The organism is Burkholderia sp. LK4, from assembly GCF_001043615.1.
GTDB lineage: Bacteria > Pseudomonadota > Gammaproteobacteria > Burkholderiales > Burkholderiaceae > Burkholderia > Burkholderia cepacia.
The window spans coordinates 208249-233059 of record NZ_LDUL01000007.1; the positions used below are offsets into that span (position 1 = coordinate 208249).

Genomic DNA, 24811 nt, shown 5'->3' on the forward strand with positions numbered 1-24811 from the left:
ACCTGACCCCGTGCTTGTTTACCCCGTTCTTGTTTGCAGAACATCAGTTCTTCAACTCAAACGGTGAGCTAGGCTCCGTCCCACGATCGCTTTTGATGTTCGATGGCAAACGTTCGCCCTCGCGATCACAAAAGTAAAAGTTCCGCTCACGGACGTCGTAGCGATAGAAGATGATTCGATCCGATGCTACGGGCGTCGTGTCGATACCTGACAGGTCCGCGCCGGGCGCACACAGGCGCTCCACTTCTTCCGGCCAGCGGAACCGCGAGCGATGGTAGTTCGCCCATCGGTCGATCAACGGGCCGAATCCGGGCCAGTAGAACGAGTTCAGGCGCGATGGCGGCGACGGCTTGCGATACACCTCCAGATCCGCAGTGGGCTGGATCGCGTCGAGCCCTTCCTCCATGTAGCGACGAATGAACTCGAAGCGCAGCGCAGCCGTGCCCATGTCCGCGCTATCGAGCATGTCGAATTCGCCATTCAGCCAAAGCACGCCATCGGTGACATAACTATTAACCCCCGCCGGCGCGGGAAAGGCCAATTTCAACTCCACTCGCCCAGGTGGCATCAATTCGAAAAACGGCATCACATCGCACCAGCACAGCGTAATCGCCCGCCCCCTTCGATCGACGACGTGGACCCTCTGCGCCTGTCGGTTAAAGCGAATACGCGTTGACGGTCCCGTGAGCAACCACATCCCAAAAAGGAACACGACATTCGCTATTGGATAGAACAGCAGAAACTCCCATAACCACTCACCCATGAAAATGCTGAGGATCATCACAGAAACATAGATGGTGTGTAGCATTGACAGCATATAAATGAGGTCTATCGATTTCTCGTCTCCAAAGCGCGACTCGATAAACCGCTCATTGAAGAGTTCACGGTCGCCGATGTTATTCTCGAATTTGGCATCTCCTTTCCACATCGCCAAATCCACCGGTTCCATCGGCGCCTGATCTGGTCGCTTCAGCCACCGGGCGATGCCCTCCTCGAAACTCAGGACCTTCTTGTTTTTTCCGAACGTCATTTTTCCACCGGGAAAACTAAATCGGGATCGCTGAAGGCATTGGGGTAGTACTCCACCATGGTGGCACCCATCGACGTCGACGTATCGAACGTCAGGTAGCCTACGCCATCGACCAGCTTGACCTGGGATGGATCGCCAAACTCCTGCTCCTTACCCAGTGCCTTGATGTCCCGATGTTGCGTCAACTTGTACTCGCTGGCTTGCGGCAACCAGCCGGGAAAAGCCACTGTGATCGTGCGTGCGGGCATGCGGCTCGCCAGAATCGGTCCCAAGCCGGGAATTGCGATCTTGCTGAGACGCTCCATCATGCGTAGGTCCGTCCTGACGCGCGACTCTCTGTTCCAGCGCTGGTCCGGGCGTCATTCATCGTTAGCCGACATCGTCAAATCGCCATCCAGAAAGGACGGGAGCGGCTGCCCATTGCGGCCACATGCATAAAAGCTGTCGTCTCGAGGATCAATCCGGTAGAAGACCTGTTTGTCTGCCACCACGGGTGCCGTGTCGACGCCTGACAGGTCCGCGCCGGTCGCACACAGGCGCTCCACTTCTTCCGGCCAGCGGAACCGCGCGCGATGGTAGTTCGCCCATCGATCGATCAGCGGGCCGAATCCGGGCCAGTAGAACGAGTTCAGGCGTGATGGCGGCGACGGCTTGCGATACTCCTCCAGATCCGCGGTGGGCAGGATTGCGTCGAGTCCCTCCTCCATGTAGCGACGGATGAACTCGAAGCGCAGTGCGGCCCTGCGAATGTTCGCGCTATCGAGTTCGTCGAATTCGCCACTCAGCCAGAGCACGCCATCAGTGACATAACTTGTAACGCCGACTGGCGGCGGGAACGCCAGTTGCAACGCCACCCTTCCAGGCGGCATTAATCGAAAAAACGGTCGCATATCGCGCCAGCACAGCGTAATCTCGCGGCCGTCCCGATCGACGACGTGCACTCTCTGCGCCTGTCGGTTAAAGCGAATACGCGTCGACGGCTTCGTGAGCAACCACATGCCCACAAAGAAAACAATATTCACTATCGGGTAGATCGCCAGCAGCCCCCAAAACCAATCGCCCGTGAACACGCTCGATACCATCACAACAACAGAGATGGTGTGTAGCATCGACAGCATATAGATGAGGTCTGTCGATTCCCCGTCCCCAAAGCGCGTCTCGATGAACCGCTCATTGAAGAGTTCGCGATCGCCAATTTCATCACGAAATCTCGCATCCCCTTTCCACATCGCTACGCTGATCGACTGCATCGGCGCCTGGTCCGTGCGCTTCAGCCACAGCGCGATGCCCTCCTCGAAACTCAGGACCTTCTTGCCTTTTCCGAACATCATTTTTTCACCGGGAAATTAATATCGGGATCGCTGAAGGCATTGGGCCAGTAGCACACCTCGGTGTCGCCCGTCAGCGTCGACGTGTCGAACGTCAGGTAGCCCACGCCATCGACCAGCTTGACCCGGGAAGGATCGTTGAATGCCTGCTCCGTACCCAGTGCATCGATGTTCCGATGCTGCTTCAACTCATACGCGCTGGCTTGTGGCAACCAGCCGGGAAAGGCCACGGTGATCGTCCGCGCGGGCATGTGGCTCGCCAGGATCGGCCCCAGGCCGGGAATCGCGACCTTGTTGAGCCGTTCCATCACGCGCAGGTCTGTCTCGATACGCGGCTCCTTGGACAGCTGCATGAACGCCCACCGCTCCTCGCCGGCTGTTTCGAATTTCGGGTGTTTTCCCCACAGGCACTGATCGAGCCAGTCGGTAACCGTCTGCTCGGCCTTCGCTTGTTCCATATAGCCGGTCCAAAGGGTACGTGCGATATCGGCCGCAAACAGGATCAAGCCAACCTGCCCGCCCTTCAGCCTCGATAGGCTCGCGAGTAGTTCTCCGCCAAATCCCGTCCCCACGGAACGCGTACCAAGCAACCAAGCCGCGCCGAACCCTGCTTCGGCAAACTGAACGCCTGCGTCAATCATCGTGTAGATGCGCACATTTCCGTGCTGACCGCGTTGATCCAGGCTAGCCTTGAATCCCCCAATAAACGCCGCCGCACTCGTCCATCCGATCATCAAGCGGTCCGCTCGTGCCGCACCTCGCTCGGCCATCGCAGCTAGCTTCTCGTCGCCAGCCAAAACAGCTCGCCGTGCCTTCACCGCAAACAACGCGCCTTGCATCGCATAGCCGCTCGCCACCACGACGCCGGCATTGCTGCCGACGTCCAGCAGGTTGGCCAGGATCAACCCGTCCGTCGTTCCCAACTTCTTGACCGCATTGGCCAAATTAACCGTGCTGATCCAAGTGCCCAAGGCACCGCCGCCCAGCTTGATGTCGTGCCACAGGGAGAGACGCTTTTTCAGGCCCTTGACATATTCCCCCTTGGATTCGATTTGGCGTTTAGCGGCTTGCGCCTGGTAGTACGCCATCGCTTCTTCCATCGCCACACTAAGCTTGGTGCGCCGGAACCGCGCCTTGCCTTTGATGCCCATGTCCTTGAGCAATTTATCGGGTAGCGCACCCGGTTTTACGTTGACGTAGCCGAGCCCCGCCCCATCCATGACTTCGAACAACCGTGCATATGTCGAACCCGGAAACCGCTCCGGGCCCGCCAAGCCTTTTTTGCCCAGCAACGCCATCACCACTTGGCTGAGCTGCTGCGAAGCCGCGTCGGGCGGAACCTTCTGGAACAGTTTCTCCAAATGCTCCATAGCCGCACTTGCGACTTGATCCACGGCTACAGGCACGACTTTGCGTGCGGCATCCACGTAGTTGTCGATTCCGGGATAACCGAGCATGGCGTAGTAGAAGACGCCGGTCGGCCCCTCGGGAAGCAGTTGATTGGCCAGCGCCGTGCTGCCCTGTTCATGGTAGGCCAGTGCCAGCACCCCGCGCGCAATGGCCCCGCGCAACGCGCAGAAGTTGTCGCTATCCGTCAAATCGTATAGCGCCAAGGCTGGCGCCCAAGCCCCCGCACCGATGTGCTGCCACCAGATCCACGACGGCTCGCTATTGCGATTGAGGTTTTTCAGCAAACGAGTTCGTGCCTTTTTGTCGTTCTCAAGGAATTCCTGACGCAGATCATCGTTGAGGTAGTCACGGCGTTTCTTGCGCGCGATTTCACCCTGCCGCTTCGCCTCGTCCGCCGCCCTCAGAATGGGCACCCCGGTCGCGCCGGTTCCCCGTGCGGCACTAACGACAATATCGCCGTTGTAGCTGGCGTTGTATGCCTTGCTATACGCATGATCCAACAGTACGTCAGCGGCTTTGGATGCCCACAACGCGCGCTGGGAAACCTCGTTGTATGTGTTCCATTCCTCAAGCGCCACGCCCACTCGCTTACCCAGTTCGCTAAGCAATCCGATGGGGTCGTAAAGTGCGACAGCAAGGCGCGCGCTGCCCGGGCCCTGGGCCAAGGCCACGGCAGCCGCCGAAGGAAACCGTGCCCCTTGCGGATACTCCGACCAAGGCACCGGCTTGCCATCCTGGCCAACCGCTTGCTGGGCGACCACATCCTCCATCCGCAGTGTGTGCTTGACGGCAGGGGCAGTGTCAGGATTGGCCTTCGCCTTGAAGGCCGCGATCCATGGAGCCAAATCGATTTCCGTGCCCAGTTCGGTACGAATGCGATTCGCATTGGTCTTGAAGGCCTTGAGCTTATCGGGTGACTGCAACGTGTCGGCGAACCATACGACGACTTTCTTCGGGGTGTGGTCGTAGGCGGGGATATAGGCAAACGGCAGGGGCGAACCCACCAACTCGATAGCGTTGAATTTTTGGTCCAGTTGAAGTCGCTGGAATTGTGCAGGGCGTCGTTCGCCGCCGTTGGAGTCGCCATCGGGGCTACGATAGACGAAGCAGATGATCTGCTCGCGATTGTCCGGATCGAAGATGTACAGGAAGCCATCGTCATCGCGCAACGAACGCAGCACATACTGATACCCATCGAGTGCAGGAAAGCCTTTCTCGAGGTTGGGATGGCTGTAGGCAAAGCCCCCCTTCTCGGCAGGGGCGACGCTATAGCGGAGCGGGTAAAAGGGAATGACTTTGTTGCAGCTATGGGCGCCCTGGGCCGATTGGCTGACGGTACAGGCAGCGATTTCATTGGGTGTTTTGGCGATAGCTGTCATGCCATTTCCTTAACGAGCAGATCGTTCATTTGCATCAGGCGACGCCACGCGGGTTGCTCAGTGTCGTTGAGCAGGCGAGTCAATGGACTGTCCGCGTCCTGCAAGCGCCGGTGATGGCGGAAAAAGAGATCGAGGTAGGCCCCAAGGTCTTCGTCGTTGACAAAGCCCAACGTCATTGCGTGGTTGGCCTGGATACCGACGGCCTGCAAGAGGTAGTCATCGTCGAACGCCTCCAGCGCCGCGATGCTCTGGTTCCGAAGCCGGCGAACCCAACGGCGATGGCAGTAGTCGACTCGCTGAGCGTCGAGCGCATGAATCACACTGCTGCTTAGAACGAAGGGCGCCTCCAAAGGAAGTACCGGTGTCTCTGATTGGCGAGTGAGTCGATACCAGTCCCCGTGTCCTTCACTCCACTCACACCAGATCCAACTGAGAATCGGTCCAAGCAAGATGTCCTGCTCGCCATCCGACAAGCCTTCGACAAATCCGCGCAAAGCACGTGGCTCGTGCAAGCGCAGTAGGCTGAGGCTGCCATCTGGCATCCGAGCGTGACGCAACATACGCAAGTGCTGAAGCACCACGTCGATGGGTTCGTCCGATCGAAGCAAGCCGCCCCAATGCAGTTGGCTCCATTCATCGATCATCACAGCAAGCAACGGCGAGTCAGGCTTGGCCTGGATCAATAGCGGACCGTCGCGCTCCTGTTGCCAGTACTCGGTATTGGAGTAGACCCATTCGCGACGCGCCAATTTGTCGACGGTGAGGATTTTTTCCTCAAGCTCGTTATCCAGCCCACCATCCACGATGAGGAAGATGCTCGGCGAGAGCGAGGCAAAAGCGCGTACTTCTTCTGCGTTACTAAGCACTGCTTTCATGCAACTCCCCCACTCCGGCCACATGGACACCGCCCGAGAGGACAGCTACCGTCATCTCGCATGGCGCACAATGGATTGATCGCACGGCCCAGGCGTGCCATTCCTGCGATGCTGATCGCGTTTTTGCTACCAGACGTCTGTTGGGTCATCGGCCCCTTCACACGAATCGCCACCGCGTCCAGCGTGATCCCGCTGCCGTCGATGCGCACGGTGCCGCCTGGGCCTTTAACTTCCAGGACCTCGGCGGCTCGGATTTCATAGACCTTGGTTCGTTGCCGAATGGCCTGCCCCGCCTCCAGCTCGGCATGCCCCTGCACGCGCTGTTCCAGGTGCCCCCCAATATCGACCGTGTGATTGGCTGCGGTCTTGTCGCGGCGATGGTTGCCCACCTCTTCGGTGCGGTCCTTGGCCGTGTGGATCGTGTGGTTGCGCCCAATGCTTAGGAAGTCGTCCTGCCCGATGTCGTGGCGTCGATCCTGACCGATGGTGACCTGCTCGTCGTGACCGACGGTTTCTTTGCGGTCGTTGCCGATGGCGATGGTTTCGTCGTGTTCCACCTGCTCGCTGCGGTCGTTGCCGACGAAGGTGGTTTCGTCGTGGTTGACGTGGATGTTCTGATCTTTCTGCGCGTGGACGTATATTTCTTCCTGACCCGCCTCGTCCTCGAAGCGCAGTTCGTTGTAGCCCTCGCCCTTGTGGGTCTGGCTCTTGATCGTCATCCGCGTCTTGTGCCGCGGCAGTTCGTACGGCGGCAACTGCAGGCGGTTGTATGCCCGCCCGATGATGATCGGCTGGTCCGGATCGCCATCGAGGTTGCTCACGATCACTTCCTGCCCGATGCGCGGGATCGCCATATGCCCCCACGTCGCGCCGGCCCAGTTCTGCGCGACCTGGATCCAGCACGAGCTGTGCTCGTCGTACTTGCCTTCGCGATCCCACGGGAACTGCACCTTCACTCGGCCGTACGCGTCGGTGTAGATCTCTTCGCCTTCGGGGCCGACCACGGTCGCCGGCTGTGGGCCATCGATGCGCGGGCGCGGCAGCGGCCCGGCGCGCCATTCGGCATCGTCCGGCACCAGCACGGCGTCGTAGCGGTAGTGCGTGCCCTGCTGCGCGTCGGCGCTCTCCTCGGCCTGGCTGGTGTATTGCTTGCCGTGATGGACGATGCTGACCGGGCGCCAGCCGCGGTTCATGTCCTCGCGCGGATGGCCGGTGAGATCGAAAGCGACTCCCGGTTGCAGGCGCGCATCGTCGCCGCTCACGCTGGCCATGCGCGCATCGCGACGGTGACCGCGCAGGCGGTCCTGCGTAAAGGCCTTGCCGCTGGATTCGTGCTTGTAGCGGCCCGGATAGTCGTAGCGCGCGTAGCCGCGGCTCTGGTGATCGAGGTCTGTGCCCTCGCGCGGATACTCGTGCGGAAAGCGCGGGCTCTTGAAGGTGTAGTCGCGCTGCACCTGCCGCGCGGTGCGTACGTTCTCGGTATAGGCGAAGGTGCGCAGGCATGGCTGCCGCTGGTCGCCGCCCGGTGTCGGGTTATACAGCACCGGCTCGCCCTGCTGCCGGCCGTAGATGAACAGCCGATCGCAGTGGATCAGCCGGTGGCCGTCGTATTTGTGCTGGAAGGCGTAGAAGAAGCCTTCCTCGCGCAAGATACGCTCGATGAAATCGTAGTCGGTGTCGCCCGCCTGCACGCAATACTCGCGCGCCAAGTGCTCGGCGGTGACGCGCTGCTCGTAGTCCAGCGTCTGATTGTGTGCCTTGAGCACGGCCGTCGCGATCTCGGGCACGCTCAGGGTCTGGAAGACGCGCCAGTCTGACGAGAGCTTCAGTCGTGCCAAACGCGGCTCGACCACGGCGGAATAGCGAGTGCGTCGAAATCCCGTGTCACGCTGCACGAACGATGAGATGGCACCATGCACGTAACGCACCGGCTGCCCGCCCTGCCAAATCGTGAGCAGGGCGTTGCGGTCAAGCACCTCGCCAAAGTCGATGGCGGGATTCGTGCTGGCGAGTTCCACCTGCAACAGGAAGGTCTCGGACAGGCCCTCGTGCAGGGTGAACTCGACGACCTCGAACGATTCGATGCCAGCGGTAAAGGTAAAACGCAGGTCGGATTGCGTGGGCATGGTCGCTCCCGTGGCCTGGGTTACGGTTTGAGGATGTGATCCAGCGATTGCAGGACCTGGTCGGTGGTGGCACCTAGCCTGATCGAGAAGAACAGGTAGGCGCCAACCAGTACGACCAACGCGATGGCCCAGGGTGTCCAGAGGGGCAACTGGCGCTTGAGCCGGTAGCGGTGCGTGGCGACGGTCGGCGCATCGATGAGGCGCTCGGGTGCATCGCCACGCAGCGGCCGCAGGATGCGATGGAGCTTGACGATGATGGCGTTGAGCGTGTCCTGCTGGTTGTGCTGCTGACCGTATTTGCCCTGGAAACCCAGGCAAAGGCAGACGTATTTGAATTCCAGAACGTGGTGGTATCGCTGCGGCTCCATCTGCATGCGCGCGAGCACGGTGAAGAATTTTTCGCCGCCCCAGGTTTCGTTGTGGTGGTAGCTGAGCAGCGAGCGTTCGCGCCAGAGCGAGCTGTTGCCCCAGGGAGTGGCCATGACAGCTTCGTCGATGAACGCGCACAGCGCGTAGCGGTAAGCCAGTTGGGTGGCGCCGTCATAGCCGAGCTGCCGTACTTCTTCGGACAGCGCGGTGATCTGGTCGCGCACGCTGGCGTAGAGCCTGGGGATGTCGTCGCAGCGGTCGAGGCGGCGCAGGCGGATGACCAGCCCCAGCAGCGGCTGTGCGGCATCCACCAGCGGGTTGAAACTGTGGCCGCGCAACTGGAACTGCAGGTCGTCGTCGTGATCGATGCGAAACACCGAATCGAAGAGCATGCGTCCCTTGTCTCCGACCGGGACGACGAGTGGGGTCCGCAGGAAGTCGTCCGACTGTGCACCCGGCAACTCCCCTGACGGTTGGGCCGCCGGTTGCTGTGCCCGCAGCCGCGGCTCGCGATCAATCCTGTCGTTGCCGATGTCGACGGTGGTGTTCATGTCATTGACTCCGAATGGCCCAGAACTGGAGTTCCAGCTCCGGGAAGTCGCCGGTGATGTGGAAGCCGAAACCGTTGGCGCCCTTCTGCATCAACTTCTGCCAGTTCGGATGCGTGCGATCGAGCTGGAAGTAGGTGAAGCCGGCATGGAAAGGCAGGTGGCGCGGCGCCACCGGCAGTGGGCTGAGCGGAATGCCGGGCAGTTGCAGACGGATAAGATCTAGCAGCGTCTGCTGGGAGGCGACCTTGGCCTGTTGCAGGAAGAGCTGGCGCAGCTGGTCCAGCGGCATGCGCGCACGCACGGCAAGAATGAACTCCGCGCTCTGCATGAGGCTGGGGTCGTTGACCTGCGCGGTGAGCACGCCATGGCGCTCCTTGACCATCGGCAGAGACACGGCGCGCGGTTGCAGCACGGTGCTCAGCACGCGGCGCAGGGTTTCCTGCAGCAGGTGGAAGGTGGCCTGCGGGTTGTCATGCTGGTAGGCCGGGAACTCCGGTGGCACGCGCGCCTCGTCGGTGAAGGTCACGAGTTCGCCGCAGGCCTGGCCGCACGCGAGGTAGGCGTCAAGCGGATGCACGTCGCTGTCGCGTGCCAGATGCCGAAACAGGTGCTGCCAACGGTTGAGCGCTTGCAGCAGGTTGAAGTCGGTGACGTCGGCGACGCCGGCCTGGCCAGGCGAGCCGATGCGCTCGGCGATGCTCCTGGCACGCTCGTGCGCCAGCGCGGCGATTTCTTCCATGAAATGCGCGAGCTGGCTGATGGCTCGCAGATGCAGGCCGGTGATGTGGAAGCCGCTATCCATCAGCAGGCTGCCATCGGGACGCCGATCGAGAATGCGGCCGATTGCCAGCCCGGTGAAGGCACTGCGATCGTCCCGTTCCAGCGCCAGTTGCAGATTGGGTACAGCCATGGTCACGGCGACGTGGTTGCCCTGGTGGCTGTGGGTGTCGCGCACATCTTCGCTGCGCGCTAAGTAGCGGGCATTGGCGTAGGTGTCCGGCCAGCGGATTTCGGCCATGCCATCGGAACGCAGCGGCAGCGTGAGATAGACAGTCTGGTTGGCAGCGGTGGCATCGATGATGTCCAGCGGCTCCGGCGGCGGCTGGTCGTGCGGGATGTCGAAGGCGGTGCCGTCGGGCAGGATGCCGCGCGCACGCACGATCGCGATCTTGCCGATGGCGAGGAAATCCTGGTTCAACACCAGCTCGGCGAAACCGTAGCCGTACTTACGCCCCAAGCGGACATTGACGTAGTGCTCGAGGTAGCGACTGGTTTGTTGGAAATGCTGGGGCTTGACGAAGAGCCCTTCGTTCCAGGCGACGGGATTGCGGGTGGTCATGGTTGCTTGCTCGTTTGGGTGGCCGCCTCGCGGGACGATCCGCGGAACAGCTGCGGACCGGAGGGCCGTTTGCGCACCAAGTCCGGTGCGCCGCGGACCGGTTTGCGTTGCGGGTCCCGCGCGCCGTGGGCGGGTTCGCGCGACGGGTCCGGCGCGCGATAGGCCTCGTTGGTAATGGTGACGCGGGTGTCTTGCAGGGTGACCAGCAAGGCGTATTTGCGCCCGCGCGGTTCGAGCCGGAAAACGTCGTACCGGCGGGTCGCATTGACATCGTGGAAGGCGGCGACGACGGCCACGTAACGGGCCTTGTCCTCGATGGGGCTGAATTCGATGAACTTGAACTGGCCGGGCGCGAGGGTGTAGTCGTCTGCGGCAATGAACGTGCTGCCCAGCGCCTTCTTGGGGTTCTGACTGACGAGGTCGAGGTCTGCGTTTTCCAGCATGCTGTCGTCCTTGAGCTGGAGTACCTGGAAGGCGACCGGTGTGGCGGCGGTGCTGGACGCTGGCGCTGGTGAATCTGGCGCCGGTGCCAGCGCACTCGTCGCGGCCAAACTGTCGCCCTTGCGGTACTGGCCCAGGTTTGGCGCAACACCCGGCGCGCCGGCCAGCAGCGGGCTGCGGCGAAGCTGCCCATCCGGCGGCAAGGGTGGCTTGCCGGTGGGTGTGACTGTGAGGGAATTCGGAAGCGGTCGCCCGGTGCCATGCGACGGCAGTGGCACGATACCCTCCTCGCCCTGCAAATGGTCCAGCAATGAACGCAAGCCGCTGATGAGTTCGCCCTTGGTGGCGCCATTGAAGCTGACGGAATACGGGCCCTCCCCGACCAGCTTCTCCTCGGTCAGTTCATCGACCACGGCGCCGCTGTCGACGGCCGATGCGCTGACCGGGTTGGGATTGACGTCGGCGCTGGCATACAGGCTCAAGGCGATCCGCGTCGGCTGGTCGTCGGGCGCGCCCACCGGGATGGACGGGTCCATCAAGACCCGGCCCGTCTTCTTGAACACGTTGCCCACGGTGCTGCAGCCGGCAAGCAGCATGCCGACGAGCAGAAGCGCGAGGCTTCGCTTCATGGTGCCTCCGCACGCAAGGCCTGGTCGTAGGCTTGATCGAAGACCTCCCAGAACAATTTGTCGAACCCCTGCTGGCGCCCGGAGATCAGCTCGTCGTAGTAGTGCCCATACATTTGCCAGGCCCAACCGTCGCTGTTCCCCTGGCCGCTTTGCGGCGGTCGGTAACGGGTGAATCGCCGTTGCAGTTGCTCCGGAGAGAAGGCTTGCAGCAGTGCGCTGAGACCGGCGGTGATGGCCTGATGGGTGGCTCGCTGCTGGCGCATGATCTGCTCCAGCGATTCCTCGATCGCTGCCGCGGGCGACAGGTGAACGACACTGCGATCGGCGGCGAACATAGCGCGTACGGTGTCCGGGTAGCTTTGCCCCAGACGCAGAGGGTTGTCTTCGATGGGCTGCAACGTGCGCTGGCGCTGTCCAGGCGCGCCGCCGTGCAAAGCACTCAGGCCGCTGATGGTCGCACTCAGGCTACGGCCTGCCTCGTAGAGCAGCGCGTAGGCTGTTTGGGCGTCCAGCGCCCCGACTGGCGCGCCGAGCCCTTCGACCAGCGGATTGACCACGCCGGCCGGATCGTGGCCATTGGCTTGCTGCGCATGCAGCCACTCGCGAGCGGCGGGGTTGTGGCTGTCGGGCTCCGACATGATGGTGTCTCCTGATGCATGGATTGGCTTGCCGTAAACGGCTTCCTGCGCCGTGGCGGCAAGGTCGACCTGGGCCGCCAGCGGCGACAGGCCGTAGTGATGGAGGTCAAGCGAGGCGCCCTCGGCGCCACCTGCGCTTCGCTGGGCAACGAGGTCCAGCGCGTGCAACGGGTCGAGCTGGCCTTGCGGCCGCGGCGGCTCGCTCAAGGCCTGGAAAGCGGCGCAGTCGGGATTCGACGTAACGGAGTGCTGCCCCTCGGACGCCTCGGTGGGCAAAGTGTCCAGGTAGTCGTCGGGCAACCGCATCAACTCCTCGACGCCGTGCTGAGCCAGCACGCGGGAAGGATCCGGCAACGCGTGCTGCTCTTCGTCCAGGTGCACCGTGAGGCGGTACGGCCCGACGTGCAGGGTGTCCGCGTCGCGCAAGCGCGCGCTGGCGTGCAGACCCAAAGAACGGGTCTGTTCGTTCAGCCGGGTGTAGCCACTACGATCGATGACGAGATAGCCGCCATCCTCGAAGCGGATTTCGCAGTGTTGAGGCTTCACCCGGCCGACGCGGTCGTGCAGCAGCCAACTGGCACCCTGCGAGCCGATGGTGCCGCCGGCGGGGTCGAAGCTGTAGCGCGGCGCCGTGCCTTGCTGCAAGGCTTCCGGATTGGCGACAACCAAAGCCAGGCGGGGCTCCGTGGATACCGTATTCATGCGCGCACCGTCAGTTGAACGCGAGGCGGCCGACGCAATGCAGGTTGTTCCAGAAAACTGGTCCAGCCCAATTCGGTGCCGACATCGCCCGAGAGGTTGAAGGAAGGGATTTCGTTTTCGCGCAGCGCCAGTTCGAGGTCGCACGGGGTTTGGTCGCGCAGCAGGAAGGCGACCAGTAGACGAAGACGCTCGAAGTTCTCGCCGTGCGGAAGAAACTCGCGGAACCGCTGCTGGCTGAGGTTGGCGATGACGATGGTGAATTTGGCGTGGCGCGTGCGCACACTGTCGCCAACGCGGAAACTCTCGCCGAGCTGGCCATTGAGGCAACCGAGCTGGACGCGATCGCCGAGGTCAATGTCGGCGTGACGCAGTTCGAAGTCGCGGATCTCGACGTCCTCGAGGTCGAAGCAATGCGCGATCAGCCCTGCGACCATCGCGGGCGAACGGCTGCGATGCACCACGGCACCGGCGAAACTGAGCAGGCGGCTCCAGGCGATGGGAGTATCGCCACGGATAGCGGTGTTCTCCAGACCGATCAGCGCGAAGAGGCGTTGCGAGAGCGGGTCACTGGCGCCGGGACGGAAGCGGATGTAGTGCCGGTACTTGCGCCAGCCCTGGTGCAGCAGCGTCAGCAGACGGTGATGGAAGACGTCGAAGAACGCCGGACGGATGCCGATACCCTGCCCGGCCTCGTAAGCCAGTCGCTCCACGTAGTAGGACGGCAGCGGCGAGTCAGGGCCGTGCATGCCGAAGAACGTGGCTTGCACTTCGTATTGATGCGGCTCGCTGTGCGTCAGGCGCCGTGCCAGCGACACGTCGGAGGCCGGGAAACCCATGCCGGCATAGTTGCTCAGCTTGATGCGCTGACGCTCCGGATCGTCGCTTTCGGGCGATTCGAGGTCGTCGCCGTGCAACGCATGCAGCCGCTCCAGCAGCAAGAAGAAGTCATGGTTCCTGGCGCCCGCCAGCAGCTTTTCAGTCAGATCAGGGCTTGGGTTCCGCTGCGCAAGGGCCATGCGTAGTGCTCCTGATTGGTGGTGTTGATCGCCTCCAGCACATGGAAGGAGGAAATGCTGCTGTACAGCGCGAGGAAGTGGCTCAGCACCGTGCCGAACAGGTAGAGGTCGCCTTCGCAGGCAAACCCCGCCTGATCGAGCTTGACCACGCTGCGGATGCCGCGAATCGGCAGCGCCTGGAACATGCGGTCGACCGGCGTGGTAGAGACTTCCAACAGCGCATCTAGGCGCTTCTGCGTGGCGCGGCGCCGCTGGATGTCGTGGTGAGCGGCGAAGTCGTATGCGCTGATGACGGCCTTCAACGGCTCGGCGGACAACAACGACAGGTAGGTAGGCGACAGATTGGAGACGAGCCGCCACTGCAGGTTGCCGTCCAGAACTGGCCGATACGACGGGGTGGGTGCCGTCAGGTTGCGACCGCTGACGAAGGTGGGGACGTCGTGTGTGGGGATGCACACGTCTCCCGCGCCCAGCGCCAGTGGTAGATCACGGTTGGTGCAGGTCAGCGACACCGAGACCGTCTCGTCTCGACCGATGTAGTGGTGCTCGTCGCCACGCACGAAGGATACGCGGTGCTCGACACCGGCAGCTGTGATCGACGGTTCGATGCGGGTGCGGTAGTAGAGCGTGGTGTAGCCGCGCTCGTAGTCGATCTGGTGGCGCAGCGACTCGAAGGGCTGGTAGGTACGCAGCCATTCGCCGGCCTTTCCGCTGCCTTCGCCTTTCCAGCCGTCGACACTGTCGATGCTGAAGATCTCGTAGGCGTCCGTCCGCTGCCCTGCCGGGCTCAGGCGATAGTCCACCGCTTTGCCGGTCAGCCGAACAGGCTCGGCCTCGTGTTCGAACAGGTTCACGGCGGGCGTGCAGTACAGCGCCAGATCGCCCGTGCGAATGCGCACGTCCTCGGGCATGGGCCGGGTGAAAACGAATTCCAGGCGAATCTGCCCGGTCTGTTCGGTGGGCCAAAGCGAACGTAGTCCGCGTATACCGAAGAAGAAGAACCGGCGCGGAAACAGGAAGTACTCCTGCAAAACACGGTAGCCGTCCAGTGCATTCTTCGGGTATGGCAGCAGCGCCTGATCAGGGGCGAAGCCGTGGAACAACACCTGGCTGGCGGGGATGTGACGCACCTGCCCCGCGACCTCCATGCGGATTTCGCCGAGGTATTCCGCCAGCCACAGGTAAAGCGTCATGGCGGTGTAGTCACTGCCGCTCAGGTAGAAATCGAGCTGGTCGCAATCGTAGGTACTGGGCGGGCTTTGACTGAGCGTGGACAGATCCACGCGCACGGTCGATTTCTCCAGCGAGTGCGCATCGCTGACCTGATCGATCCGCAAGGGATAGATGGCCATGTCCGCACAGGTGCGGAACTCGCAGGGAATGCCGTCTACCTCGCGAGCGCGCATGCGCGTCCCCTTGGGGATCACATGCCGCTCCGTGATGGTGCGGTCCATCGGCAGGAACTGCATGATGGTGGCACTGGGCAACGGACGCAGGTAGTTCGGCCACAGCAGTTGCAGCAACGGATGCGTCAACTCCGGGAAGTCGTCATCGATCTTCAGACGCAGCTTGGCCGTGAGGAAGGCAAAGCCTTCCATCAGGCGTTCCACATCGGGATCGGTGGCTTCCTCCCCCAGGTATCGCGCGAGCTGCGGATTGTTGCGCGCGAACACCTGGCCGAGGCGGCGCATATAGTCCAGCTCTTCGCGGAACTTTCGCTTCAGTGGCATCAGCCCTCCTGGCTGGGTTCTAGATCACGTGGATCCAGCGCTCCCGGTGCTGGACGAGCAGATCGATCTCCACGTCCTCCGTGTTGTCGTTGACTGGCACCAGACAGTGCAAACGGAAATGCAGCGGCCCCGTCTGGCCGTGCGCAGTGACGGGATGAACGTTCAGCACCTGTACGCGAGGCTCGTAGGCCACTACCGCAGTACGCACGTCCTGGCATACCTGATGGCGCAGGTCCATCTGGCTGGCCGCGGCGTCGTTCAGATCCCCAAGGCCGAAGCCAGGGCAGCTTTGTGAGCTGCCCTGGCGGCTATTGAGAATGCGCTCGAGGTGGTCCTTGATGGCACCGATGCGCTCCGAGGCCAGCGCCTGCCGCGTGCGCATGCGGCGCGGCGGCAGATCTGGATCGAGCCGTTCGAACAGGCTGCCCTGGCCGAGGGAACGCGGCATGTGTCATGCCCTCCGTCATTCCTTGTCGAGCCGACCGACCAGCGACAGGTCGAAGCTCGCGCCCATGTACTTGAAGTGCGGGCGCAACGACAGCGAAATCTGGTACCAGCCGGGGTTGCCCGTCGCGTCCTGCACGACGACCTTGGCGGCACGCAACGGCCGGCGGCTGCGCACGTCGGCGGAGGGGCTTTCCTGGTCCGCAATGTACTGGCGCAGCCAGTTGTTGAGTTCGCGCTCCAGGTCCTGGCGCTCTTTCCAGCTGCCGATTTGTTCGCGCTGCAGCACCTTGATGTAGTGCGCCAGACGGTTGACGATGAACATGTACGGCAGTTGCGTGCCGAGCATGTAGTTGGTTTGCGCGGCCTGGCCTTCCGGCGTGTTCTGGAAGACTTTGGGCTTCTGCACCGAGTTGGCGGAGAAGAAGGCGGCGTTGTCGCTGTCCTTGCGCATGGCAAGCGGAATGAAGCCCTCTGCAGACAGCTCGAACTCCTTCCGATCTGAAATCAGCACTTCGGTCGGAATCTTCGCCTGAAGCTGGCCAAGCGACTCGTACAGGTGCACCGGAAGGTCATCCACGGTGCCGCCCGATTGCGGACCGATGATGTTCGGGCACCAGCGGTACTTCGCAAAGCTGTCCGTGATGCGGTTGGCCATCAGAAAGGCCGTGTTACCCCACAGGTAGTTGTCGTGCCGACCGTCGATGGTTTCGCGATAGCCAAAGCTGCGAACCGGATTCTCCAGCGGATCGTACGGCTGGCGCAGCAGGAAGCGCGGCATGGTCAAACCAAGGTAGCGCGCATCTTCCGATTCGCGCAGGCCGCGCCATTTGGCGTGACGCGGGCCTTCGAAGATGTCCTTGACTTCTTTGAGGTTGGGGATGTCCTGGAAGGAGTCCAGATTAAGCATCTCGGGACCGGCCGCCGCGAGGAACGGTGCGTGCGCCATGGCGCCAATCGCAGCGACGTAGTTGAGCAGCTTGATGTCGGGCGCCGAGGGGCCGAAGGTATAGTTGCCGACGATGCAGCCAATGGGCTTGCCGCCGAACTGGCCGTAACCCGCGGTGTAGATGAGCTTGTAGACATTACTGCGCGTGATATCCACTGCGCTCTCGAAGTCTTCCAGCAGTTCATCCTTGGTGACGTGAAGCACATCGATGAAGATGTTTTCGCGGAAGTCGGTGCCGGCCACCAGTCGATGGAGTCCGCGCCAGGCCGACTCCAGTTCCTGCAAGGCTGGCTGATGGAGAATCACGTCCATCTGCCTGCCGAGCTTGGCGTCGATCTGGGAAATCATCTGGTCGACCAGTTGCTTGTTGACCGGCTGTTCGCGTGCATCGGTCTTGAGCATCTCGGCAATGAAGGCAGCCACGCCGCGCTCGGCGACGGCATAGCCCTCCTGGGCAGGCTGCAGACGGGTCTGCGCCATGATCTGGGCGAGCAGGCCCTCCTGCGGCAGCGCGTCCTGTTTTTGGGCAGCAGTGGTTTGTGCTTGTGTCATTGTTATGTCCTTTGCAAAGGGGAAGAGGAACAGCGCGGCATCAGGCCTTGCCGGGTTCCAGCAACTGTTCCAGCTCCTTGGCGAGCTTGCCGCGGGAGGCTTCGTCACCGAGCAGAGCCTGCAACTGCTTGCGGAAGGCCGGGATATTGCCCATCGGCCCCTTGAGCGCCACCAGCGCTTCGCGCAGCTCGAGCAACTTGCGCAGTTCCGGCACCTGGCGGGCGATGGCATCGGGACTGAAGTCCTCGATGGCGCCGAACTTCAGATGGACCGGCAAGGTGTCGTTCTCGCCACCCTCTTCCAGTACGGCCGGCGCATCCATCGTCAGCCCCAAGCCAAATTCGGACATCACGTTGTTGAAGTTGTCCCTGTTAATGCTGACGGCGGTACGGTCTTCGAGTGCAACCTCGTCCTCACGTCCCTTGAAGTCGCCCGTCACCAACAATTTCAGCGGCAGTTCGACTTCCTCCTGCTCACCGCCCGTTGCCGGAACGTAGCGAATGTTGATTCGTTCCTTCGGTGCGACCGATCCTTGCTTTGCCATGAGCCACTCCCATTCGAATTGAAGTCTTTGCAGCGCGAGATTCGATAAACCCCGGCGCATAGCGCGCCAAGGTGTATGCAGTGCAAACGAAGGCATGTCGGCCGAGCCAAGCCCCGCCGAACCAACACCATCTGTGGCATGCCGCAAAATCGCTTTCCGCTCGCAAACGACGAGGCTAGACGTTAATGGCAATTAATGGAATCAGACATGTCTTATTTTTATTCCCGAATATGTCATCTTCGTTCGAATGCCGAATTTACGGAAATATCGCTCTTAAATTTCAGACAAATCTGATGGACGAGCGAGTTATTGACGTGGTTTCCTCGATAGCTTGGCCGTGTGCTTATTGCGTATGAACCGAAGGTTCCCTCACCCACCTCATACAAAACGCCAGACCGAAACACTCGTTTGCATTATTGGCATCGCGGAGACGATTTTTCTAATAAAAACCTTTCCTGAAAAGGGGAGTTCGATTACATGATTACGGTGGATCTCCCGGCGCTCTTCGAGCGCCTTAATGCGTTGTGTCGGCATGCCTTGGAAGAAGCGGGCAGCCTCTGCATTGGGCAGCGTGGCGCAGAAGTCACCGTGCCTCACTTGCTGTTCAAGCTACTCGATCAGCCTCAGTGTGACGTGCGTATCGTGTTGCGCATTGCGGGGATTGAGGTGGACACCGCGCGGCACGCGCTGTCCACCGCATTTCCCGAGGGGGGGAGCGGGCACAATCAATACCCCTCCTTCTCCCCGTTGCTGGTGGAGCTGTTGCAGGAGGCATGGCTGCTCAGTTCGGTGGAGCTGGGACAAGCGGAGATCCGTAGCGGCGCCCTGCTGCTCGCCGTGCTACTCAATCCGGGGCGCTACCTGCCGCTGGCAGCGATACGCCTGCTGGACGGCGTGAGCCGGGAACCGCTGCGCAAGCGCTTTGGCGAACTGTTGGCCGGATCGATGGAGGCCGCCGATACAGCATCCGCCGACCCCCGCCCTGCGGCCGTCGGCGGTGACGACAGTGCATTGGCCCGATTCGGCCACAACTTCACTGTGCAGGCTCGCGAAGGGCGGATCGACCCGGTGCTGTGCCGCGATGCCGAGATCGACCTGATGGTCGACATCCTGTCGCGTCGCCGCAAGAACAACCCCATCGTGGTCGGCGACGCCGGTGTCGGCAAAAGCGCCGTCGTTGAAGGACTCGCCCTGCGCATCGTGCAGGCACGCGTACCGGAGCCGCTGCGCGACGTTCACCTCTGGGGGCTGGACCTCGGCGCTTTGCAAGCCGGCGCGTCGGTCAAGGGCGAATTCGAGAAGCGCCTGAAGGCAGTGATCGACGAAGTGAAAGCGTCGCCGCAGCCGATCATCCTGTTCATCGACGAGGCGCATACGCTGATCGGCGCCGGCAACGCCGTCGGCGGCAGCGATGCAGCCAACCTGCTCAAGCCCGCGCTGGCGCGCGGCGAGTTGCGCACCATCGCCGCCACCACGTGGTCCGAGTACAAGAAGTACTTCGAGAAAGACCCTGCACTGACACGGCGCTTCCAACTGGTGAAGCTGGACGAGCCCAGTCCGGAGGATGCCGTGCATATCCTGCGCGGCCTGCGCCCCCTCTATGAGCAAGCGCACAAGGTCTATATCGGGGACGATGCCCTGCGAGCCGCCGCTTCGTTGTCGGCGCGCTACCTGTCCGGCCGGCAGTTGCCGGACAAGGCCATCGACGTGCTCGACACCGCGTGCGCACGCGTCGCCACCGCACTGGCCGAGCCACCGCGCCGCCTGACCGCGCTTGAGAACGAGCTTCGTCAGATCGATGCGGAGACCGAGCACCTGACGCGTGATGCCCGGTCCGGCCGCACGCCGTCGACGATACGACAGGACAACCTGCTCGATGCGCGACAACAGGTGGAAGCGCGCATCGCCGAACTGCGACAAGCCTGGGAACAGCAGAAAGCAGCCGTCGATACGATCGTCACCCTGCGCGGCCAGGAGGTCGACGACGACATCGCCGGGCTGCTGTCGGCCAAAGTGGCCGAGCTCGCCGAACTGCAACGCGATGGCGCTCTGCTGCATGCCGACGTGGGCGCTGAGCAGATTGCCCAGGTGATCGCCGACTGGACCGGCATACCGGCCACCACCATCAACAGCGATCAATTGACGCGTCTCGAACAATTGCCGACCACCTTGCGTGTGCGCGTCAAAGGACAGGACACGGCGCTTGAGACGTTGCACCGACGCTTGCTCACGGCGGTGGCCGACTTGCGCCGGCCGGGCACGCCGATGGGTGCGTTCCTGCTGGTCGGCCCCAGCGGTGTCGGCAAGACCGAAACGGCGTTGGCGGTAGCCGATGCGCTGTTCGGCGGCGAGCGCTTCCTGACCACGATCAACATGTCCGAGTACCAGGAGAAACACACCGTGTCGCGTCTGCTGGGCGCACCGCCCGGCTACGTGGGCTACGGCGAAGGCGGCGTGCTGACCGAGGCCATCCGCAAACAGCCTTATTCGGTCGTGCTGCTCGACGAGGTGGAGAAGGCCCACCCGGAAGTGCTGAACGTGTTCTACCAAGCCTTCGACAAGGGCGAGCTGGCCGACGGTGAAGGTCGCCGCATCGACTGCCAGAACATCCTGTTCTTCCTGACTTCCAACCTCGGCTTCGACCAGGATGATCCGTCGCTGTCCGACCTCGACGTCGACAGCCTGCGGCAGCAGTTGATGCGCTTCTTCAAGCCGGCCCTGCTGGCGCGCATGCAGCTCGTGCCGTACCGATACCTCGACGAGGTGGTGTTGGGCGACATCGTGGACAGCCGCTTGCAGCGTCTGCGGCGGCAATTCCTCGAGCGCTACAACGCCCCTCTGGAGGTGGACGACAGTGCACGCGACGAGTTGCGTTCGCGCTGCACACGGCACGCCAACGGGGCGCGCATGCTGGATGCAAGCATCGATGGCGAACTGCTGCCTCCGTTATCGCTCGCTGTCTTGCAACAGCAGGCCAAGGGGACGCCTTTCCAGCGCGCGGATCTACGCTGGCAGGACGGCGTCTTTCTGGCCATGCTGCACTGAGTGGAACACGGCATGGAGACCGTGAGCGTTGCCCTGCTCGCGCGCGAACTAGCGCAGGCGGACACCATGGCTTCGCTGGCCGGTGCCTGGCTGCGCGCCGCCTGCAATGGCACGGGTATCGAACAGGCGCTCTGCTACTGGCATGAGCGCGCCGGCGATCGGCTGATACCGATTGCCCACGCCCATATGGCGGGTGCCGAGACACTTTCCCCCGTCTCGCTGGGTGAACTGGACAATCCACTGGTGTACTGCCTGCGCAGCGCCAAGCCATGCCATGTCGCGCAGATTGGATCGCTGATCGACGTCGGTACCGGCTTCGACGCTCTGCGCGAGCACCTCGTTCCCGGCACCGCGTTGCTTGTGCTGCCGATTCAAGACGTACAGCAGGAGGTGGTCGGCGTGTTCGTGTTGATTGGTGGCGATGCGGCTCTGCGCGCCTGGCAAGCCGATCCGACCTGGCAGGAACTGACCACCTTGCATCATGTGCTGATGGCGCGCCTGCAGGAGTCGTCCGATACCCGTAGCACGAAGAAGCAGCCGCGGAGCGGGGACGGCCAGGAACAGGCACGAGCCGCCCGCTTGCTGGCTGCCGGCTTTGTCGGTGTGGGGCCGACCACTCGTCGGCTGCGCGACGACATGCTGCGGCTGGCCGACTCGTCGCTCTCCTTACTGATTACCGGGGAAACCGGCTCGGGCAAGGATCATGCGGCCTGGCTGATTCACCAAGCCTCATCCCGCCAGGGCAAGTTCGTACCGGTGAACTGTGCGGCAATTCCGAAAGACCTGATCGAAGCTGAGTTGTTTGGCGCGGTACGCGGCGCCTATACCGGCGCCACTCAGGCACGCACGGGGCTGGTGGCCGAGGCCGATGGCGGCACGCTGTTCCTCGACGAAATCGGCGATATGCCGCTGGAACTGCAAGGCACCCTGCTGCGTCTGCTGAACGAGAAGACCTATCGACCGATAGGCGCGACGCGCGAGCAGGCGTCAGACTTCCGCCTGATCTGCGCCACCCACCGCCCCCTGCCTGAACTCGTGCGCGACGGCGCGTTCCGCGAGGACCTCTATTTCCGCATCCGCCAGCGCGTGCTGCGCATCCCGCCGCTGCGCGAGCGCCCGGAAGACATTCCGGCGCTGGTCGCGCACGTGCTGCTGCAACACAACCGCGAATGCCAAGGCAACATCGCCGGCATTTCAGCCAGGGCGCTGGCACGCCTGCAAACGCACACCTTTCCCGGCAACGTGCGCGAGCTGCGCAGCGTGGTGCTTGCCGCAGCCGAGCGCACCGCGCCCGGCAAGCACATCCGCGGCGACCTGCTGGCCGACCTGGAAGAAGAAATGCCGGCACCGAGCGAGCCGCTGTCGCCGACGGCATCGGCACTGCAACAGCTCCTGCACACCGACAACTTGCCGGAAGCCTTGCTGGACTTCGAGCGCCTCGTGGTCGGCGAACGGCTGCGCCGGGTCGAGGGGTCGCGGCGCGAGGCTGCACTCAGCCTCGGCATACCCAAACGCACGCTGGCACGCAAATGCCTGGAGTGGAATTTGAATGGAGAGGATCACCCATCATGAAATCGTTCAGCCTGGCATTGCTGTCTGCAGTGGCACTGGCCGGTTGCGACGGAAAGCACTCCGCCGTCGCCGCCGGCAACGATTGCACGACCATCGTGTCGCCGCAGGAACGGCTGGCCTGCTTCGACGCCAAGGCGGGCACCCCGCCGCCGCCCACATCGGCGCCTTCAGCAACGCTGCAAGCCAAGGCACCCGCGACACAACCCACGCCCGCCGTCGCACCGGCCAGCACGAAGCGGCCGGACATCACCGCCCTGGTCGAGGCCAACGAAGCCAAGCGCCGCGCCAACGACACCGGCTTATTGCTAACGCGCGCACCAGACAAGCTGCCCGGCCAGGATACGGTGGTCATCTCGGCGCGGGCACTGGGAGGCTCGACACCCGGCGCCACCCTCGCGATCAGTTGTCTGCAGAACATCTCGCGCCTGCAATTGCTGACCACCGGGGCACTGCCCTTCAACCGCGCCAATCTACGGCTGCTGCTGGACGGCCGCCCCGTGTCGGCCAGCCAGCCGTGGCAGGTCCTCGATGACGGCACGGTCACCGACGCAGGACGCGGCCTGGTGGCGATCGAGCAGTTGCGCCACCTGGCCCGCCCGGCGCAGCGCCTGCAGATCGAGAGCGACCAGCCCCCCTTCGACGGACTGGTCTTCGACGTCTCCCGGCTCCATGAGCAACTGGTCCATCAGCGCGAGGCATGTCACTGGTGAAACTGCCCGCCCCGCTGGACCTCGATACCTTGCTGGCGCCGCTCGATCCACGCCAGCCTGCCGGCGTGTTCGATAAAGAAGACGATGCTTACCAAGGCATCGACCACGAAATGGTCAAGCTCGGCAGCTTGCAGGAGGCGACCATCGATTGGCCCTACGTCGATGAAGCCGCACAGCATTACCTGTGCAGCCAGTGCAAGCACCTGCGCATCGCCGGGCATCTGCTGACTGCTCGCGCACGCACACACAGCTGGCGCGGCTGGGCCGAGGCCACCGGCGTACTGGCCGGCATGGTCGAACGTTACTGGGAAACCAGCTACCCGAAACCGGGCGCCACCGGCTACCTGGCCAAGCGACGGTTGGTGGGGCAACTGCTGGAGCGGCTGTCCGACAGCCTGGCCGCGTTGGAAAACACTGGTTACGGCGAAGAGTTCTACAAGGCCGGCCAGGCCGCACTCGATAGCCTGCAACGCAGTGCCGAGAGCGCTCAACTCGACGTGTCCACGCTCACTAGGCTGGAGGCCTTGCTGCGGCAAAAGGCCGAAGCGTTGCGCGCGCCGGAACTGGCCGATGCCAGGCAGCTCGACACGCCAGCGCGCGGCGAGGTGCTATCGGACGCCTTCTTCACGCCGGTCCTGCCCACGCCCGGCAACGAGCGCGAGGGCCGCAAGTCGCTGCTGGCCGCGGCGGAGATCATCAACCAGCAAGACCCCTACGACCCGACCGGCTACTTGCTGCGGCGGTTTGCCCTCTGGGCCCACCTGACCAACGCGCCGTCAGCACGCAAACACCATCAGACCGAACTGATGGCCGTGCCCGCCGATGTGGCCGAAGGGTATGCGAAAGCGCTCAGTGCCAACGCTGTCGACCCAACGCTGTTGCAACGAGTCGAGCGCAGCGTCACCACCTCGCCGTACTGGCTGCGCGGCAGCTACCTTGCCGCCGGCATCGCCCGGCGCCTGGAGATGCCGATGGTGGCCGAGGCCATCCGCCAGGCGGCCGAACGCTTCGTCACCCGGCTTCCCGCGCTGGGCAAACTGGAATTTGCCGATGGGCGTCCGTTCGTGGACGGAGAAACCCAGGCCTGGATCAGCGGCGCGCACGCGGGCGACACCACGGCCACCGCCGGCCGCGACTACGCCGGCGTGCGCGACGAACTGCGCGGCCTGCTTGAAGCGCAAGGCGTCGAGTCGGTGCTTCGTCGGCTGGAAGCGATTCAACAGGAAGCGGTCGACCTGCGGCACCGCTGCCATGTCATGGCCATCGCCGCCGAACTGCTGCAGCCGCGCGGGCTCACCTGGCTGGCCGATGGTCTGTTCGTCCGTGCGTACCAGTCTATGCAAAACGCCTCGGCGCCCGAGTGGGAGCCCGACCTCTTCAGCCTTCTCGAACGACAACAGTCGGATGCCTCGAGGCACAAAGATTAAACAGG

At 62.8% G+C, this 24811-nt stretch carries 19 protein-coding genes; 4 read left to right on the plus strand and 15 right to left on the minus strand.

Annotated features, from left to right (window positions below; translation table 11 throughout):
• Nucleotides 1-43 precede the first annotated feature (43 nt).
• The 15 genes from VK92_RS03540 to tssB are packed head-to-tail and all read right to left on the minus strand — an operon-like array spanning nt 44 to nt 18052.
• The gene (locus VK92_RS03540) at nt 44-1030 is read right to left on the minus strand and encodes a hypothetical protein (RefSeq protein ID WP_048022853.1); all 987 of its coding nucleotides are present in this window, start codon (nt 1028-1030) and stop codon (nt 44-46) included.
• Nucleotides 1027-1338, minus strand: coding sequence for a hypothetical protein (locus tag VK92_RS03545; RefSeq protein WP_048022854.1), 312 nt, complete (start codon nt 1336-1338; stop codon nt 1027-1029). Before VK92_RS03545 ends, VK92_RS03540 begins: the two co-directional genes overlap by 4 nt.
• Before the next feature lie 51 nt (nt 1339-1389).
• Complete coding sequence (locus tag VK92_RS03550; protein ID WP_048022855.1) at nt 1390-2361, minus strand: hypothetical protein; 972 nt, start codon at nt 2359-2361, stop codon at nt 1390-1392.
• Nucleotides 2358-5147, minus strand: coding sequence for a toxin VasX (locus VK92_RS03555; RefSeq protein WP_048022857.1), 2790 nt, complete (start codon nt 5145-5147; stop codon nt 2358-2360). The genes VK92_RS03550 and VK92_RS03555 overlap by 4 nt, the downstream gene beginning before the upstream one ends.
• On the minus strand, nt 5144-6022 hold the full coding sequence (locus VK92_RS03560; RefSeq protein ID WP_048022858.1) for a DUF4123 domain-containing protein: 879 nt from the start codon (nt 6020-6022) through the stop codon (nt 5144-5146). The genes VK92_RS03555 and VK92_RS03560 overlap by 4 nt, the downstream gene beginning before the upstream one ends.
• Nucleotides 6019-8148, minus strand: coding sequence for a type VI secretion system Vgr family protein (locus VK92_RS03565; protein WP_048022860.1), 2130 nt, complete (start codon nt 8146-8148; stop codon nt 6019-6021). The genes VK92_RS03560 and VK92_RS03565 overlap by 4 nt, the downstream gene beginning before the upstream one ends.
• A 20-nt stretch (nt 8149-8168) precedes the next feature.
• Nucleotides 8169-9068 carry a type IVB secretion system protein IcmH/DotU gene (gene icmH, locus VK92_RS03570; protein WP_048022862.1) on the minus strand — a complete coding sequence of 300 codons (900 nt, stop codon included), beginning with the start codon at nt 9066-9068 and terminating at the stop codon, nt 8169-8171.
• Nucleotide 9069: 1 nt separating this feature from the next.
• Nucleotides 9070-10407, minus strand: coding sequence for a type VI secretion system baseplate subunit TssK (gene tssK, locus VK92_RS03575; RefSeq protein WP_048022863.1), 1338 nt, complete (start codon nt 10405-10407; stop codon nt 9070-9072).
• A complete protein-coding gene (gene tssJ, locus VK92_RS03580) occupies nt 10404-11477 on the minus strand; it encodes a type VI secretion system lipoprotein TssJ (protein ID WP_048022865.1) in 1074 nt (357 codons plus the stop codon). The genes tssK and tssJ overlap by 4 nt, the downstream gene beginning before the upstream one ends.
• A complete protein-coding gene (gene tagH / locus VK92_RS03585) occupies nt 11474-12817 on the minus strand; it encodes a type VI secretion system-associated FHA domain protein TagH (RefSeq protein ID WP_048022867.1) in 1344 nt (447 codons plus the stop codon). The genes tssJ and tagH overlap by 4 nt, the downstream gene beginning before the upstream one ends.
• Nucleotides 12814-13833 carry a type VI secretion system baseplate subunit TssG gene (gene tssG, locus VK92_RS03590; protein ID WP_048022869.1) on the minus strand — a complete coding sequence of 340 codons (1020 nt, stop codon included), beginning with the start codon at nt 13831-13833 and terminating at the stop codon, nt 12814-12816. The genes tagH and tssG overlap by 4 nt, the downstream gene beginning before the upstream one ends.
• Nucleotides 13797-15563, minus strand: coding sequence for a type VI secretion system baseplate subunit TssF (tssF, locus tag VK92_RS03595; RefSeq protein WP_048022871.1), 1767 nt, complete (start codon nt 15561-15563; stop codon nt 13797-13799). The genes tssG and tssF overlap by 37 nt, the downstream gene beginning before the upstream one ends.
• 19 nt (nt 15564-15582) lie before the next feature.
• A complete protein-coding gene (tssE, locus tag VK92_RS03600; RefSeq protein WP_048022872.1) occupies nt 15583-16011 on the minus strand; it encodes a type VI secretion system baseplate subunit TssE in 429 nt (142 codons plus the stop codon).
• Between the two features lie 15 nt (nt 16012-16026).
• The gene (tssC, locus tag VK92_RS03605) at nt 16027-17508 is read right to left on the minus strand and encodes a type VI secretion system contractile sheath large subunit (protein ID WP_048022874.1); all 1482 of its coding nucleotides are present in this window, start codon (nt 17506-17508) and stop codon (nt 16027-16029) included.
• A 40-nt stretch (nt 17509-17548) separates the two neighbouring features.
• On the minus strand, nt 17549-18052 hold the full coding sequence (gene tssB / locus VK92_RS03610; protein ID WP_048022876.1) for a type VI secretion system contractile sheath small subunit: 504 nt from the start codon (nt 18050-18052) through the stop codon (nt 17549-17551).
• 477 nt (nt 18053-18529) lie between these two features.
• On the opposite strand from tssB, the gene tssH reads away from it, so the two are divergent.
• Genes tssH through tssA form a run of 4 tightly spaced genes read left to right on the plus strand, consistent with a single transcriptional unit; the run spans nt 18530 to nt 24806 of the window.
• Nucleotides 18530-21097, plus strand: a complete 2568-nt coding sequence (gene tssH, locus VK92_RS03615; RefSeq protein ID WP_048022877.1) for a type VI secretion system ATPase TssH — start codon at nt 18530-18532, stop codon at nt 21095-21097.
• A gap of 12 nt (nt 21098-21109) precedes the next feature.
• Nucleotides 21110-22669 carry a sigma 54-interacting transcriptional regulator gene (locus VK92_RS03620; RefSeq protein WP_048022879.1) on the plus strand — a complete coding sequence of 520 codons (1560 nt, stop codon included), beginning with the start codon at nt 21110-21112 and terminating at the stop codon, nt 22667-22669.
• Nucleotides 22666-23379 (plus strand): type VI secretion system-associated protein VasI, encoded by a 714-nt coding sequence (vasI, locus tag VK92_RS03625; RefSeq protein WP_081057180.1) that lies wholly within the window; start codon nt 22666-22668, stop codon nt 23377-23379. Before VK92_RS03620 ends, vasI begins: the two co-directional genes overlap by 4 nt.
• A complete protein-coding gene (gene tssA / locus VK92_RS03630; protein WP_048022880.1) occupies nt 23367-24806 on the plus strand; it encodes a type VI secretion system protein TssA in 1440 nt (479 codons plus the stop codon). The genes vasI and tssA overlap by 13 nt, the downstream gene beginning before the upstream one ends.
• The last annotated feature ends 5 nt before the right edge of the window (nt 24807-24811 follow it).